At 62.7% G+C, this 14,278-nt stretch carries 13 protein-coding genes and 1 pseudogene; 2 read left to right on the top strand and 12 right to left on the bottom strand.

Going from position 1 to position 14,278, the window contains the following annotated elements; all coding sequences use genetic code 11:
• Positions 1-14: 14 nt before the first annotated feature.
• The 3 genes and pseudogenes from GL4_RS04060 to GL4_RS04050 form a co-directional block, all read right to left on the bottom strand.
• Positions 15-956 carry an Hsp33 family molecular chaperone gene (locus tag GL4_RS04060; protein WP_045364847.1) on the bottom strand — a complete coding sequence of 314 codons (942 nt, stop codon included), beginning with the start codon at positions 954-956 and terminating at the stop codon, positions 15-17.
• Positions 957-1,165: 209 nt separating this feature from the next.
• Positions 1,166-2,077: pseudogene (argF, locus tag GL4_RS04055) on the bottom strand (ornithine carbamoyltransferase); the annotation flags it as partial.
• A 43-nt stretch (positions 2,078-2,120) separates the two neighbouring features.
• A complete protein-coding gene (locus tag GL4_RS04050; protein WP_045364844.1) occupies positions 2,121-3,302 on the bottom strand; it encodes an aspartate aminotransferase family protein in 1,182 nt (393 codons plus the stop codon).
• Positions 3,303-3,692: 390 nt separating this feature from the next.
• Between GL4_RS04050 and GL4_RS04045 the strand changes: the two genes are divergently transcribed.
• Entirely contained in the window at positions 3,693-4,205 is a 513-nt protein-coding gene (locus GL4_RS04045) for a GcrA family cell cycle regulator (protein WP_045364841.1), read from the top strand.
• A gap of 124 nt (positions 4,206-4,329) precedes the next feature.
• On the opposite strand, the gene phoB is transcribed toward GL4_RS04045, so the two are convergent.
• The 7 genes from phoB to GL4_RS04010 form a co-directional block, all read right to left on the bottom strand.
• On the bottom strand, positions 4,330-5,037 hold the full coding sequence (phoB, locus tag GL4_RS04040) for a phosphate regulon transcriptional regulator PhoB (RefSeq protein ID WP_045364838.1): 708 nt from the start codon (positions 5,035-5,037) through the stop codon (positions 4,330-4,332).
• 15 nt (positions 5,038-5,052) lie between these two features.
• Entirely contained in the window at positions 5,053-5,787 is a 735-nt protein-coding gene (phoU, locus tag GL4_RS04035; RefSeq protein ID WP_045364835.1) for a phosphate signaling complex protein PhoU, read from the bottom strand.
• A 26-nt stretch (positions 5,788-5,813) separates the two neighbouring features.
• Positions 5,814-6,599: a phosphate ABC transporter ATP-binding protein PstB gene (gene pstB, locus GL4_RS04030; RefSeq protein WP_045369387.1), complete on the bottom strand. Its 786-nt coding sequence runs from the start codon at positions 6,597-6,599 to the stop codon at positions 5,814-5,816.
• A 77-nt stretch (positions 6,600-6,676) separates the two neighbouring features.
• Positions 6,677-7,984, bottom strand: coding sequence for a phosphate ABC transporter permease PstA (gene pstA, locus GL4_RS04025; protein ID WP_045364832.1), 1,308 nt, complete (start codon positions 7,982-7,984; stop codon positions 6,677-6,679).
• Positions 7,984-9,456 carry a phosphate ABC transporter permease subunit PstC gene (gene pstC / locus GL4_RS04020; protein WP_045364829.1) on the bottom strand — a complete coding sequence of 491 codons (1,473 nt, stop codon included), beginning with the start codon at positions 9,454-9,456 and terminating at the stop codon, positions 7,984-7,986. The genes pstA and pstC overlap by 1 nt, the downstream gene beginning before the upstream one ends.
• 125 nt (positions 9,457-9,581) lie before the next feature.
• Entirely contained in the window at positions 9,582-10,625 is a 1,044-nt protein-coding gene (locus GL4_RS04015; RefSeq protein WP_045364825.1) for a PstS family phosphate ABC transporter substrate-binding protein, read from the bottom strand.
• A 163-nt stretch (positions 10,626-10,788) separates the two neighbouring features.
• A complete protein-coding gene (locus tag GL4_RS04010; protein ID WP_052464100.1) occupies positions 10,789-12,165 on the bottom strand; it encodes an ATP-binding protein in 1,377 nt (458 codons plus the stop codon).
• A 386-nt stretch (positions 12,166-12,551) separates the two neighbouring features.
• Between GL4_RS04010 and ada the strand changes: the two genes are divergently transcribed.
• Positions 12,552-13,631 carry a bifunctional DNA-binding transcriptional regulator/O6-methylguanine-DNA methyltransferase Ada gene (gene ada / locus GL4_RS04005; RefSeq protein ID WP_045364822.1) on the top strand — a complete coding sequence of 360 codons (1,080 nt, stop codon included), beginning with the start codon at positions 12,552-12,554 and terminating at the stop codon, positions 13,629-13,631.
• Between the two features lie 33 nt (positions 13,632-13,664).
• Here ada and GL4_RS04000 read toward each other — a convergent pair whose 3' ends face one another.
• A complete protein-coding gene (locus tag GL4_RS04000; RefSeq protein ID WP_045369384.1) occupies positions 13,665-14,036 on the bottom strand; it encodes a gamma-butyrobetaine hydroxylase family protein in 372 nt (123 codons plus the stop codon).
• Between the two features lie 18 nt (positions 14,037-14,054).
• Positions 14,055-14,249, bottom strand: coding sequence for a DUF6494 family protein (locus GL4_RS03995; RefSeq protein ID WP_045364820.1), 195 nt, complete (start codon positions 14,247-14,249; stop codon positions 14,055-14,057).
• Between the last annotated feature and the right edge of the window lie 29 nt (positions 14,250-14,278).

Here is a 14,278-nt window from a genome sequence, read left to right as displayed (position 1 = left end):
GCAGGCCAAGGCGCCTACGCGGCGCCGAAATCTTTCGGGTCGAAGTCGTAGCGGGCGTTGCAGAACTCGCAGTTCACCCAGAGCCGGCCGTCGACCACCATGTCCGAGAGTTCTTCGCCGGAAAACCGCTGCAGCATTTCGCCGACGCGCTCGCGCGAACAGCTGCAATAGGTCGTCAACTCGATGGCGTGATAGACGCGTACCTGTTCTTCGTGGAAGAGTCGGAACAGGAGCCGTTCGGGCGGCAGCGTCGGATCGAGGAGCTCATGATCCTCGACGGTTTCCGCGAGGCTTTTGGCCCGGGTCCAATCTTCCTCGAACCGTTTGGGACTGACGATGCCGCCTTCGCGGGTCAGCTTCTGGACGAGCAGCCCGCCGGCCCGCCAGGTCCACGTCCCCTCGCCGTTGTCTGCGGCTTGGAAATGCCGCGCCACGGCGAGCCGCAGGAAGCTCGGCAATTGCTCGGACTGCTTGAAATAGGTGTCCGCGGCCTCGGCGAGGCTGCTGCCTTCCAGGGGCACGACGCCCTGATAGCGCTCGGCGTCCACACCTCGATCGATGGTCATTGCGAGGTGGCCCTTGCCCAGCAGCGCCGCGTCGTCGCTGTGATCGAGGGCCGCGAGCTTCTCAGCATCGAACCGGGCATAAGCTCGCATCGAGCCGGGGACCACGAAGTCGACCACGAGCAAATCGACAGCGCCGTCTGTAGAGGCCTGCAGGATCAGCTTGCCATCGGACTTGAGCGAAGCCCCCAGCATCGCCGTCAGCGCCACGGCTTCGGCCAGCAAGCGTGAGACGGGCTCCGGATAGTCGTGCCGGGACAGGATCGTGTCGACGGTGGATCCGAGTTTGACGAGACGGCCTAGAACATCCGCTTGCTCGGCCTGGAACGGCAGCACGACGTCATCCGCGGGCACCGCAAAGTCGATCGCCTCGGTGGCGGCGGTTTCGCTCACCGCTTGCCTCCGCGCTTACCCGCCCGCTTCTTGGCTGGCTTCTTTGCAGTACTTTTCTTAGCCGTGCGTGTTTTCTTGGGGGCCACGTTCTTGCTAGCAGCAGCCTTCTTTTTTGCAGTAGCCTTCTTGGCGGGGAGCTTCCGTTTGGCCGATGCGGCCTTGCGCGACGGCTTCTTCTTTGCCGCTGCGCGCGCCGGCAAGCGGCCCTTGTTCAAGCACCAAACCAGAATGGCCTTCTGCGCGTGCAGCCTGTTTTCAGCTTCGTCCCACACGACCGACTGCGGGCCGTCCATCACCGCGTCGGTGACCTCGTCGCCGCGATGGGCCGGCAGGCAATGCATGAAGATCGCGTCGGGCTTGGCGAGCGCCATCAGCGCCTCGTCCACCCGGAACGGCTCGAGCGCGCTCTTGCGCGCAGCGACATCCTTGTCGCCCATGGAGACCCACGTGTCGGTCACGATGCAATCGGCGTCCTTAGCGGCCGCGCGCGCGTCCTCCATGACCTCGATCTGCGCGCCCTCGGCACGGGCCCAAGCCAAGAGGTCCTGGTCCGGGCCGAAATCTGCCGGCGACGCAATGCGCACGGTGAAGCCGAAACGCGCCGCGGCGTGCACCCAGGAGGTCGCGACGTTGTTCGCGTCGCCAATCCAGGCGACCACGCGGCCCTTGATTGGGCCCTTATGCTCTTCGAACGTGAGGACGTCGGCCATGATCTGGCAGGGATGGGACCGCGCCGTGAGCGCATTGATGACCGGGATGTCGGCATACGCGGCGAAGTCCAGTAGGCCCTGGTGCGGACCGGTGCGCAGCATGATCGCATCCACATAGCGCGAAAGCACCCGCGCCGTGTCGCCGATGGTTTCGCCACGGCCGAGCTGCATGTCCTGAGCATTCAGCACGATGGCCGCACCGCCGAGCTGGTGCATGGCCATCTCGAACGAGACGCGCGTCCGCGTAGATGGCTTTTCGAAGATCATGGCCAGGACCGCGCCTTTCGGAACGGCAAGGCCTTTCGGGACCTTGCGCGCCTTCTTCAGTGCGGCGGCGGCATCGAGGATGGCACGCAGCGTCCGAGTATCCAGCGCGTCAATATCGAGAAAATGGGAAGGCGTCGAAGGCATGAATGGATTGTCTTGAAATTGGGGAGGCTGAAACGAAGGGGCCCTAACCGGCATCACCCGCTTTCAGGGCGATGCAAGCGGCATCGATGGTGCGGCTGGCGAGGTCGATTTCCTCTTCGTCGACGATCAGGGGCGGAAGCAGCCGCACGACGTTGTCACCGGCGGGCACAGTCAGCATGCCCCGCTCGCGCAGCGCCGCGACAAGCTTGGTGTTTTCCGGTTTGCATTGCAGTCCCATCATGAGCCCCTGGCCCCGCACCTCGGCGATGATTTCGCTGTGCTCGTCGGCAATCCCGGCGAGTTGCTGCTTCAATCTTAAGCCCATTTGCGCGACATGTTCGAGAAAGCCGGGCTCCAGAACGACGTCGAGCACGGCATTGCCGACCGCCATGGCAAGCGGATTGCCGCCGAACGTGGATCCATGCGTGCCGGGCACCATGGCCTGGCCAACGGCTTCCGTGGTGAGGCAGGCGCCGACGGGGAATCCGCCGCCGAGACCTTTCGCCGAGGCCATGATGTCCGGTGTGATCTCAGCCCATTCGTGCGCGTAGAAGCGGCCGGTGCGGCCGACGCCCGACTGCACCTCGTCGAGGATCAGCAGCAGGCCCTTCTCATCGCACAGCGCCCTTAAGTCCTGCAGGAAGCGATACGGCACTTCGCGCATGCCGCCCTCGCCCATGATCGGCTCGAGCAGCACGCCGGCTGTCTCATCCGAGATCACCTCCTCGATGGCGTCGATGTCGAAGCCCGCCACCTGATCGAACCCGCCCACGGGCGGCCCGAAGCCCTCCAAATGCTTGGCCTGGCCGCCGGCGGCGATGGTCGCCAGCGTACGCCCATGAAAGGCGCCCTCGAAGGTGATGAGCCTGAAGCGCTCCGGCGCGCCGTTGGCGAAGTGGTAGCGCCGAGCGCACTTGATCGAGGCCTCCACGGCCTCGGCGCCGGAGTTGGCAAAGAACACGCGGTCGGCAAATGTCGCGTCGCACAGCCGCTGGCCAAGCCGCTCCTGATCGGGAATGCCGTACAAGTTTGAGACGTGCCAGACCTTCTGCGCCTGCTCGTTCAAAGCGGCAACCAGATGCGGATGCGCATGCCCGAGCGCGGTCACCGCGATCCCGCTCGAGAAGTCGAGATAGCGCGCGCCGGTCTCGTCAAAGAGAAAGGCGCCTTCGCCCCGCGCGAAGGTCAATCCGCTGCGGGCATAGGTCGGAAGGAGAGCCGACATGAAACTTCCGTGTTCTTGAAACAAAAGTGCCGCCAACGGGCGGCAGCAAGCAGTGTCAGAGTGTTAGGTCTGCACCACACTTGAGTCAATCTGTCCTTATGACCCGCTTATCCAACGGTTCTCCACGCTTCTATTCAGCCTCGGGTTTGTGCTTCGCGCGGAGTGATGGCAGAATCCAATCGTTCCGGTGGAAAACGAGGCACACAAGCGTGGCGGACGCTTGTCGGTTCCTACCGGCCTTAGTAGGGTAATAATCGTTCGGCTACCAGATGTCGTAGGCACGGTGGACTCCCGAGCGGTCATTTCTCAGCAGTAAATCCGAGTATTGCAAAAAAAATGCCGTCGCTAACGACGGGTGGAATCTGAGTCCAAACTGAGGAGGCCGAAATTATGGCTTGGACTGACGAAAGAGTTGAACTGCTGAAGAAGCTCTGGTCCGAAGGACTGAGCGCGAGCCAGATTGCGGGGCGCTTAGGCGGAGTGACCCGGAATGCGGTTATCGGCAAAGTGCATCGGCTCGGATTGTCGGGACGCGCGACCAGCTCGCGGTCCAGCGTTCCGCGCCCGAGACGCACGCAGGCACCCCGGCAAAACAGGGCGCCTTCCATCACTTTCGGCACGCGCGGCAACGTCGCGCTGAAGCCGACCTACGAAGAAGAATACGAGGCGGCTCCTGCGCCGGCTCCTGTCGAGGAACTGGTGATCCCGCTGCATGAGCGCGCCACCATCCTCACGCTGAAGGAGTCGATGTGCAAATGGCCAATCGGCGACCCGACCGAGGAAGGGTTCCACTTTTGCGGGCGCAAGAAGACCGGCCTATCGCCTTACTGTGAGCATCATGCCCGCATGGCGTTTCAGCCGGTTCAATCGCGGCGGCGGGAGAAGCGCTCAGCCACTGGCTGAGCCTCTCTTCCAAGAACAATCTCTGTTCGAGATTCGATAGAAGGCGCCGGGACGACCGGCGCCTTTCTTCTTGGCGGCCACGGCTATCAATTGCTCCGGGAGCGCCCGGCACACCGGTGCGGGCCTAAACCGTCTCTTCCAGCTTGTCCGAAAATGCGTAGCCCGCGCCCCGCACGGTGCGAACCGGATCGCGCTCGCTTCCGCGCATCATGGCCTTGCGCAGGCGGCCGATATGCACATCCACCGTGCGTTCGTCGACATAGACATTCCGCCCCCAAACGCCATCCAGGAGTTGCGCGCGGCTGAAGACGCGGCCGGGGCTCTGCATGAGAAACTCCAAGAGGCGGAACTCCGTCGGACCCAGATGGACCTGGCGGCCGTTTCGCGTGACACGGTGAGAGTCGCGATCGAGCTCGATATCGCCGACGGAAAGCACGGAGGCAATCCGCTCCGGGTTGGTCCGGCGGAGGATGGCCCGCACGCGCGCCATCAATTCGGGCAGCGAGAACGGCTTGACCACATAGTCGTCCGCGCCGGTCGTTAGGCCGCGGATACGGTCATTCTCTTCGCTGCGCGCCGTCAACAAAATGATCGGTATCGTTCGGGACTCCTTGCCCGTTCGCAGCCGCCTGCAAAGCTCGAGCCCGGACAGGCCCGGCAGCATCCAATCGAGGACAATGAGGTCTGGTGAATTTTCCGCAATCGCCACTTCGGCCTCGTCGCCGCGATGCACGACATCGACGGAAAAGCCTTCGGCCTCCAAATTGTAGCGAAGCAAAAGAGCAAGAGGCTCTTCATCCTCGACAACCAGCACCTTTGCTCCCGCGTTCATGACGCACACCCCCAGTTAGAAGGTCGAGCTTCGCAACGACGTGTACGCCGTCGAACTTGTCGTATCGCCTTTCGGACGCTGATCCGTGATCGGCCGTCCATGCACAAGATAGTACACGGTCTCCGCAATATTGGTCGCATGGTCGCCGACCCGTTCGATGTTCTTCGCGCCGAAAAGCAGATGCGTGCAAAGTCCGATGTTCCGCGGATCCTCCATCATGTAGGTGAGGAGTTCGCGGAACAGCGAGTTGTACATCGAATCGATCTCTTCATCCTTGTACCAGACGTTCAGCGCGCGTTCGGCGTCGCGCTCGATGAAGGCGTCCAGAACGTCCTTGAGCTGGCTCAGCGAGAGCTCACCCATATGCTTCAAACCCAGCATCAGCTGCTTGGGCTGCTGCTCGGTCACGACCGCGACCGCGCGTTTGGCAATGTTCTTGCCGAGGTCGCCGATCCGTTCCAGATCGGTCGAGATCCGCAAGGCGGCCATGATCTGCCGGAGGTCGTAAGCCATCGGCTGCCGGCGGGCGATCATGATCACCGCCTGCTCTTCGATCTCGCGCTGTAGCTGATCGATCTCCTCGTCCTCGCCGATCGTATTGGCGGCGAGATCCGGATCGCGGCGGTCCAACGCTTCAAAGGACTGTCCGAGGACTTTCTCCGCAAGCCCGCCCATCTTGGCGATCTTGTTGTTGAGGAGAGACAGTTCCTCCTCGTAGGACCGGACGGTATGTTCGTTCTGTTGTTCCATGGGGGGCGGACTCCTGAGCGCCGATATCAACCGAAGCGACCAGTGACGTAGTCTTGGGTGCGCTGATCGGACGGATTGGTGAAGATCGTAGACGTATCATTCACCTCGACGAGCTTGCCGAGATGGAAGAATGCCGTACGCTGGGATACACGTGCGGCCTGCTGCATCGAGTGGGTCACGATCGCGATGCAGAGATTTTCCTTAAGCTCATCCATGAGCGTTTCGATTGTCGCCGTCGCAATGGGGTCGAGAGCGGAACAAGGCTCGTCCATCAGAAGGACTTCCGGGTTCACGGAGATGGCCCGAGCGATGCAAAGACGCTGCTGCTGACCACCCGAAAGGCCGGTGCCCGGCGCGTCCAGCCGATCCTTCACTTCTTCCCAAAGACCCGCCTTGATGAGGCTGGTCTCGACGACCTCGTCCATTTGAGCCTTGGTGGCGCAAAGGCCGTGCAGGCGCGGCGCGTAGGCGACGTTCTCATAGATCGACTTCGGGAAGGGGTTCGGCTTTTGAAACACCATGCCGACGCGTGCGCGAAGCTGCACCGGGTCGACCTCCGGTGCATAGATGTCTTCGCCGTCGAGGCGAATGTCGCCCTTCACCTTACAGATATCGATCACATCGTTCATGCGGTTGAGGCACCGCAGGAATGTGGATTTGCCGCAACCGGAGGGACCGATCAGGGCCGTCACCGACTGACCGAAGATCTCGAGGTTGACGTCGAACAGTGCCTGCTTCTCGCCGTACCAGAGGTTGACGTCCGTCGCCTTCATCTTCAGCTCACCAAGTGCGGAAGGAGCGGCGTCGCCCATCTCCTTCGGCTCGGCGGGCTGCTCGACCGTCGTAGCAGGCCTGTCTTCCACCTTCGCCTCCATAGCTTCGGTCCCCTTTACCATTTGCGTTCGAACCTGTTGCGTAGATACACAGCCAAACTGTTCATGACGATCAGGAAGGCCAGCAAAACCATGGTCGCACCGGCGGTGCGCTCCACGAAACCGCGCTCCGCCGACGATGCCCACATGTAGATCTGCACCGGCAGGCCCGTCGCGGGTTCGAGGGGAGTCGTCGGGTATTCCACCACGAAGGCGACCATACCGATCATCAGGAGCGGGGCGGTTTCACCCAACGCTTGCACGAGTCCGATAATCGTCCCGGTCAGAATGCCTGGCAAGGACAATGGTAGGACGTGGTGTCCGATCAACTGCATCTTGGACGCGCCGACGCCAAGCGCCGCCTCGCGGATCGACGGGGGCACCGCGCGAATGGCGGCGCGCGTCGTGATGATGATGGTCGGCAGCGTCATGAGCGTCAGCACGAGACCGCCGACAAGAGACGCCGATCGCGGTAGTCCGAAGAAATTGATGAACACCGCGAGGCCGAGAAGACCGAACACAATGGACGGGACGGCCGCGAGGTTGTTGATGTTCACCTCGATCGTGTCCGCGATCTTGCCCTTGGGGGCGTACTCCTCGAGGTAGAGCGCCGCGCACACGCCCAAAGGCACCGCCAGCAAAACCACCGTGAGCATCATGAAGAAGGAGCCGATGAGCGCGACGCCGAGACCGGCGGTCTCCGGGCTGCTCGAGGCGCCGTTCAGGAACAGGCCAGTGTTGAAGCGCTTCTTCATGTCGCCGTTGTCGACGAGTTGGTCGATCCATGCGACCTGCTGATCGCTCATCGCGCGGCGATCGCTCGGCGTCTCGCGGTCGATTGACCCCTTTAGCAGCGCGTCGGCGTTGTCGCTTGCAAGGAGCCAGACATCCTCGGTCTTGCCGATGATCGACGGGTCGCGCAAGACCATGTCACGAAGCTGGACGTCGACGCCGCGGGACAAGAGATCGTTGGCGGCCCGGCGCTCCTTGCGATTGTCGGCGTCGACGCCGAGTTCCTTATAGAGCGCTACACGCGCCAGCTTGACGTAGTTGGCGCGGAAGATCTCATCTTCTGCGTCCGGATTGCCGGAGGGATTAATCACCTCCTGGCTGAACTGGACCGGCAGCTTGATGGAGGTCTGCAGGAAGGCGGACCAGCCTTGGCTGAAGATCGACCCGAACAGGAAGCACAAGAAGGCAAGGGCGAACAGGATCGCGGCAATCCCGTAGGCGCGAAACCGGCGTTCGGCCCGATGCCGCTTGCGCAGCTTCTTCTGAGCTTCTTCGCCCGTGAAGGACGCGAGGGAGGCGGTCTGGTCGGTCATTATTCGTACTGCTCCCGATATTTGCGCACGATGTAGAGGGCGTAGACGTTGAGCGCCAAGGTGATGACGAACAGCGTGAGGCCCAGGGCGAAGGCCACCAGGGTCTGTGGGCTGTTGAACTCAAGGTCGCCGGTGAGCTGGCTGACGATCTTCACGGTGATCGTTGTGACCGGCTCGAGTGGGTTGAGCGTCAGGTTGGCGGCGATGCCGGCCGCCAGCACGACGATCATGGTCTCGCCGATGGCGCGTGACGCCGCTAGGAGCACGGCGCCGACGATGCCGGGCAACGCCGCCGGCAAGATGACCTTCTTGATCGTCTCCGACTGAGTCGCCCCGAGGCCGTAGGACCCCTCGCGGAGCGATTGCGGCACCGCGTTGATGATGTCGTCGGACAGCGAGGACACAAAGGGGATGATCATGACGCCCATGACGATGCCGGCGGTCAGCACGCTGGAGGCTGAGATATCGAGCCCGATATTGAACCCGAGGTCGCGAAGCAGCGGACCGAAGACAGTCAGGGCGAAGAAGCCGTACACGATGGTCGGGATACCCGCGAGAATCTCAAGCAAGGGCTTGGCGAAGGCGCGCACCTTCGATCCGGCATATTCGGACATGTAGATCGCGGCGAAGAGGCCGACCGGCACGGCGACCAAGAGCGCGACCGCCGAGATGAACAGGGTGCCCCACAGGAGCGGGAGGAGGCCAAACTGGCCTTCCGCCTTGCCGACCGTCGCGAAGCGGGGATCCCAAACCGTCCCGAAAAAGTAGTCGAACGGCGACACGAATTGGAAGAAGTGGATGGTCTCGAAAAGCACCGACAGGACGATGCCGACGGTCGTGAGCACCGCAACGGTCGATGCCAGGAATAGCCCCGAGCGCATCACCGACTCGGTGATGTTGCGGGCGCGTAGCCCCGGACGGATGCGTGAGTAGCCCCAGGCGAAACCGAGCGCCGCGATAGCAAAACAGGCGATAGGCAGCATGATGCGGCTGGTCGCGCGCGCCGAAGCCAGTTCGTCGGCGGCCGCGATTACGTTCCGCCCGGGATCGGACCCGAGAACGACGCCGTGCCGGCCCAAAACGTCGCGCGCATCCGAGGTGGTGACGAATCCGAGCCGGGCCTTGCGCAGGACCTCATCTTCTTCGGGGGTAAGCTCGGGCAGGCCGTCGGCGATTGAATCGACCACGCTCATGGCCAGCGCCTTCTCGGCATCCGTGCCCTTCAGCACCTGCGGCCCGAGCTCCTGCATGGCGATGTACCGGGTTGCGGGCCGTTCCGCGACGCCCCAGGCGGCAAGCAGGATAATTGCCGGCAGGACGGTCAGACTGGCGAGGTAGTACCCGTGGTAGGTTGGACGCGAGTGGAGCGTGCGCTGCTCACCGCCACAGACCTGGATGCTGCGCATGCGGCCGATGAAATAGGCAAAGATGCCTAAACCAATGAGTATGGCAAGTATCGTAAGAGTAGACACCCGGCGACCCCCCTCGGTCGGCAATTCTCGATCTAGGCAGCCCTGTCTCAAGGGCCGGCCGGGGGAGCGGCACCGCTTGCGCGCCGCTCCCCCGACTTGGCTTTAGTCAGGCGAGATCGTCAGCACTACATGCTGAGGACCTTGCCCTCCTCGATTTCTTCCTGAAGAGCCTCGAGCTCGTTCTCAGGCAGCGGGACGAGACCGTAGTCGGCCAGCGGACCGTCTGGGCCGATCATCTTCTCGCTGGTGAAGAACTCGACATACTCCTTCAGACCGGGGATCACGCCGATGTGGTCCTTCTTGACGTAGAAGAACAGCGGGCGGGAGACCGGGTACTCACCGGAGGAGATCGTCTCCACGGACGGCGCAATGCCGCTCATGGTGGCGACATTCAGCTTGTCGGTGTTGTTCTCGTAGAACGACAGACCGAAGACGCCGACGCCTTCCGGATTGGACTGAATGCGGGCCAGCGTCTCGGTGTAGTCACCGTCGATGTCGACCGCGCCGCCGTCCTTGCGGACCTTCACGCAAGCTTTCTCAGCGGCCTTCTCGTCCATGCCGGCTTCTTCATGCGCCTTCATGCCGCCAACGGCTTCGCAACCAACCGCGAGAACCTTCTCTTCGAAGACTTCACGGGTGCCGTGCTTCTCGCCCGGGATGTACGCAACGATCTTCCAATCCGGAAGCTTGTCGTTCACGTCCTTCCAGGTCTTGTTCGGGTTCGCCGTCATCTTGCCGTCGACCGGGATTTCCTCGGCGAGAGCGAGGTAAACGTCCTTCGGCTCGAGAGCCCAAGCGTCCGACTTGGCGTCGGTCGCGAACACGATGCCGTCATAGCCGAAGCGGACCGGCATGATGTTCTTCACGCCAGCTTCAGCACAGGCCGCGATTTCCTTGTCCTTGATCGGACGCGAGGAATTGGCGATGTCGATCGTGGCCTCGCCGACGCCCTTGCAGAACTGCTTCAGGCCAGCGGACGAACCACCGGACTCGACGACCGGCGCCTTAAACTTGGAGTAGGTCTTACCGAAATCCTCGGCAACGATCTGCGCGTACGGCAGAACCGTCGAGGATCCTGCGATCTGAACCTGATCACGGGCCAGCGCGGGGCCGCCCGTGCAGAGAGCGGCGACGGCGAGCGTCGACGCTGCGATAGCAAACCTGTTCACAATAGAACTCCCTTGGCTTGGATGTCGGCGCTTGGATAAGCGCCTGCGCTAGCGTGCCCTACGCCGCCAGCTCATGGGCACGCTAGTTGCCCTCGACCATTGTTTTATGACGCTGATGATTCTCTATTATGACAGCTCAAGTTGCTGTTCTATAATAGATTTTCTATTTGGAGGCTGTGGACAACGACGCTATGTCGCCGGCCGGCTGCGACTCGTTAAGCATGACCGTGAATGTCGAGCCCTGCTCCGGCTTTGAGGCGATCGCCAATTCACCGCGATGCCTATTGAGAATGTGCTTCACGATAGCAAGGCCCAGGCCCGTTCCGCCCTTCTCACGGCTCGAATCGACATCGACCCGGTAGAACCGCTCCGTCAGGCGCGGCAGATGTTCGGCCGAAATGCCGGGCCCATCGTCGATCACCGAGATCGCGAAGCGTCCTCTCGTGTGCTGGTTGAGCGATGGAATGTGTTTGGCCTCGATCCGTACACTGCCGTTTGGACGGCCGTATTTGAGCGCGTTCTGCACGAGGTTCTGAAGCACCTGCAGAAGTTCGTCGCGATCCCCCCGCACGATCGCGGGCTTGGCGAAGCGCTCGACCTCCAAGCTCATGTTGCTGTCCGCCGCGATCGGCTCCAGCGTGTCGCGGGCATGGCCCAAAACGTCGTTCAGATCGACAAGGTCGCTCGGCGGGACATGCGCGTTCATTTCGAGCCGGCTCAACGACAGGAGAGCGTCGATCAGTCGGGTCATGCGGGCGGCCTGCTCCGCCATGATGGGCAGAAACCGTTCGCGAGCCGCCTCGTCTTCCTTGGCCGTACTCTGCAGAGTCTCGATAAACCCGCGCAGCGAGGCAAGCGGCGTGCGCATTTCATGGCTGGCGTTGGCGATAAAGTCCGTCCGCATCTGATTAATGCGGTCGCCTTCGGTGAAATCGCGCAACAAGACCAGAATATCCCTATCCGGCTCGCCCTTCCGGCCCAGCGGCGCCACGGTGGCTTCTACACGGCGGCCGACCGGCACGCGTTCGGCGTACACCACCGACACCGCCCGGCCACTCCGCGGCGCCGCGCTTACGGCGTCGAGAAACTCGGGCGCGCGGATCAACGAGGAAATATGGTTGCCTTCGCGCAAGGATGAAAAGAGGCCCTTCGCCGGCGCATTGAAGAAGACGACTTGGCCTGTTGGGCTCAGAAGGATGCCGGGGTCTGGGAGAGCATCGATCACCGCCGACATGGGCGAGCGGTTGCGGTCGACGGTGGGCGACGGGGCAAAGCCGGCTTCTTCCTCCTGGTCCGTATCCTGAAGAGGCAGCAGCAGCACCGCCGCGACGAACCCGCCAAAGGACGCCAGAGCCAACCCGACGGACAGATCTCCCAGCGCCACGAGGCTCGCCATTATCACGGCGACAATGACGATCAGCCAGAAGGACGACCATAGCTTCGCCGTCAGAGCGTGAAGCCCACGCTTGGCGACCTGACGCGCACGCCAAGCGCGGCGCTGCTGCGTCACCCGCACGTCATGTTCGGCTTGGTCGGTCAATGCGCTCTCCTGGTCGCACGCGCTACTTTTGATGCTGGCGGGCCACGCCGCATCATGATTCGCCTGTGTGCGCCCGAATTATCACTTTTTCGCGACATTCTGCCGCTCCAACCCCAAGAAAACCCGCGCTGTACCCATCGTCACCCGCGAGGAGCGTTACGGCGCCGCTATCGATCCCTTCCCATTCTATATTGGTCGCACTCAACGGGATTGCCAGCACGACACTCGGCTTACCGCTCGCCGCGTCCAAATTTGGCTTTGCGCCAACTTGTGGAATTCGGGGGCAAGGATCGGAGTGCACACGCACAGTCCGAGTGGCACAATCCCCGCGATAGCACATCCTCCAATCGCGGCCGTTGGCCCCGGATACACCGACCCTCGGAACAATGTCTCTTAGCTCTGCCAGCCAAGCCACCCGATCACGCCGCCTCGACGACGACAGCGCGTGGCAGGCCGTCCAAACGCGTGACCGCCAGTTCGACGGCGCCGTCTACTATGCGGTCAAGACTACGGGGATCTACTGTCGACCGTCGTGCCCGGCCCGGAAGCCGGACCGGGCCAATGTCGTCTTTTTCGGGAGCCCCTCTGCTGCGGAGCGCGCCGGCTACCGCGCCTGCAGGCGCTGCAAGCCGGCCGAAGCGGCCGCGACACCTGCCTGGGCTCGACGGATCGAAAAGGCCTGCCGCCTCATGGAGGAAACCGACGTCCCGATCTCGCTTGCAGATCTCGCCCGCGCCGTGGACTCGAGCGCCCACCATTTCCATCGTCGGTTCAAAGCCGCGCTCGGCATCACACCGAAGGCGTATGCAGCCGCGCTGCAGAACGACCGCGTGCGCGGCGCCCTGTCCCGCGGCGCGAGCGTAACGGAGGCACTCTATGAGGCCGGGTTCAGCTCGTCGGGGCGCTTCTACTCCGGCGCCTCGGATGCCCTCGGCATGGCGCCGACATCGTTCCGTAAAGGCGGCGCATCCGAGCAACTGATATTCGCCACGATGCCCTGCTCCCTCGGCAATGTCCTCGTCGCGGCCAGCACAAAGGGCGTGTGCGCTATATTGCTGGGCAACAGTGCCGATGGCCTTGCCCGTGACCTTCGCGCGCTCTTCCCTCAGGCGATCTTGAGCGAAGCGGACGCGGCATTCGCCGAGACGGCGGCCTCGGTCGTCGCCCTGGTCGATCAGCCGGCAAGCCAAAACGCCATCGCGCTCGATATTCGCGGCACCGCATTCCAGCGGCGCGTGTGGGAGGCGCTGCGCAAGATCCCGGCCGGCGAAACGCGGTCCTACAGCGAACTCGCGGCCGCGATCGAAGCTCCCGGCGCGGTCCGCGCCGTGGCGGGCGCCTGCGCGGCCAACAAGCTCGCCGTGGCGATCCCGTGCCATCGCGTTTTGCGCCGCGATGGCTCCTTGTCAGGCTATCGCTGGGGGCCGGCGCGTAAGCGGGCCCTGCTCGACAAGGAGAGAGGCTGAGGCGGCATCAACTGCCGAAGCGGCGATCGGGACTCAGCGCGAGAGCCCTTTCTCAGAGAGCTCGTTCAAGTATTCCCTGAACCGCGCCTCCTGGTTCTCGCCGAGGTCGCGCAGATAGTCCCACATATAGAGTCCTGTATTGTGGCCATCGTCGAAGGTGATGCGCACGGCGTATGTTCCGACCGGCTCCAACTGCACGATGCGGACATTTTGCTTGCCCGGCACCGTCACCCGCTGCTCCGGACTATGGCCTTGGACCTCGGCGCTCGGACTGAGCACCCGCAGGAGTTCTGCCGGCAATGCGAACCGCGCGCCATCGTCAAAGGAAACGGTCAGGACGCGCTTGTCTTTGTCGAGTTTCAACTCGGTCGGCCAGGTTGCCGCACCGCCTGCCGGAGCATTCATCGTGTCGTCCAACTCGTGTCAGCCAAGATCGATTTCGCCTTCGACTACATGGTTGAGGGGGGTGCCGTCCGCCGTAAGAATCATTTTCACTTTGAGCTTGCCGTGCCCCTGCATATCAGAATCGCGGACGATGGCCTCGATCGCCTGTTGGGAGGTGACGCCGACCTCCTTCAAGAAGCGTCGCATCGACATGTTGAACCGATGTTCGTCCATGGAGGGTCTCCCTTGCTGATATTGGCCCG

Origin of the sequence: Methyloceanibacter caenitepidi, from assembly GCF_000828475.1 — a bacterium.
Classification (GTDB): domain Bacteria; phylum Pseudomonadota; class Alphaproteobacteria; order Rhizobiales; family Methyloligellaceae; genus Methyloceanibacter; species Methyloceanibacter caenitepidi.
Note: the sequence above shows the minus strand (reverse complement) of the source record. Positions and strands in the feature narration are given on the sequence as shown.

Bases quoted from the DNA above. Each gene is read 5' to 3' on its own strand.
- phoB (WP_045364838.1), bottom strand. From the start codon at position 5,037: ATGAACGCGGGAGCAAAGGTGCTGGTTGTCGAGGATGAAGAGCCTCTT.
- GL4_RS04050 (WP_045364844.1), bottom strand. From the start codon at position 3,302: ATGTCGGCTCTCCTTCCGACCTATGCCCGCAGCGGATTGACCTTCGCG.
- GL4_RS04000 (WP_045369384.1), bottom strand. From the start codon at position 14,036: ATGAATGCTCCGGCAGGCGGTGCGGCAACCTGGCCGACCGAGTTGAAA.
- GL4_RS03995 (WP_045364820.1), bottom strand. From the start codon at position 14,249: ATGGACGAACATCGGTTCAACATGTCGATGCGACGCTTCTTGAAGGAG.
- phoU (WP_045364835.1), bottom strand. From the start codon at position 5,787: ATGGAACAACAGAACGAACATACCGTCCGGTCCTACGAGGAGGAACTG.
- pstA (WP_045364832.1), bottom strand. From the start codon at position 7,984: ATGACCGACCAGACCGCCTCCCTCGCGTCCTTCACGGGCGAAGAAGCT.
- pstB (WP_045369387.1), bottom strand. From the start codon at position 6,599: ATGGGCGACGCCGCTCCTTCCGCACTTGGTGAGCTGAAGATGAAGGCG.
- ada (WP_045364822.1), top strand. From the start codon at position 12,552: ATGTCTCTTAGCTCTGCCAGCCAAGCCACCCGATCACGCCGCCTCGAC.
- GL4_RS04045 (WP_045364841.1), top strand. From the start codon at position 3,693: ATGGCTTGGACTGACGAAAGAGTTGAACTGCTGAAGAAGCTCTGGTCC.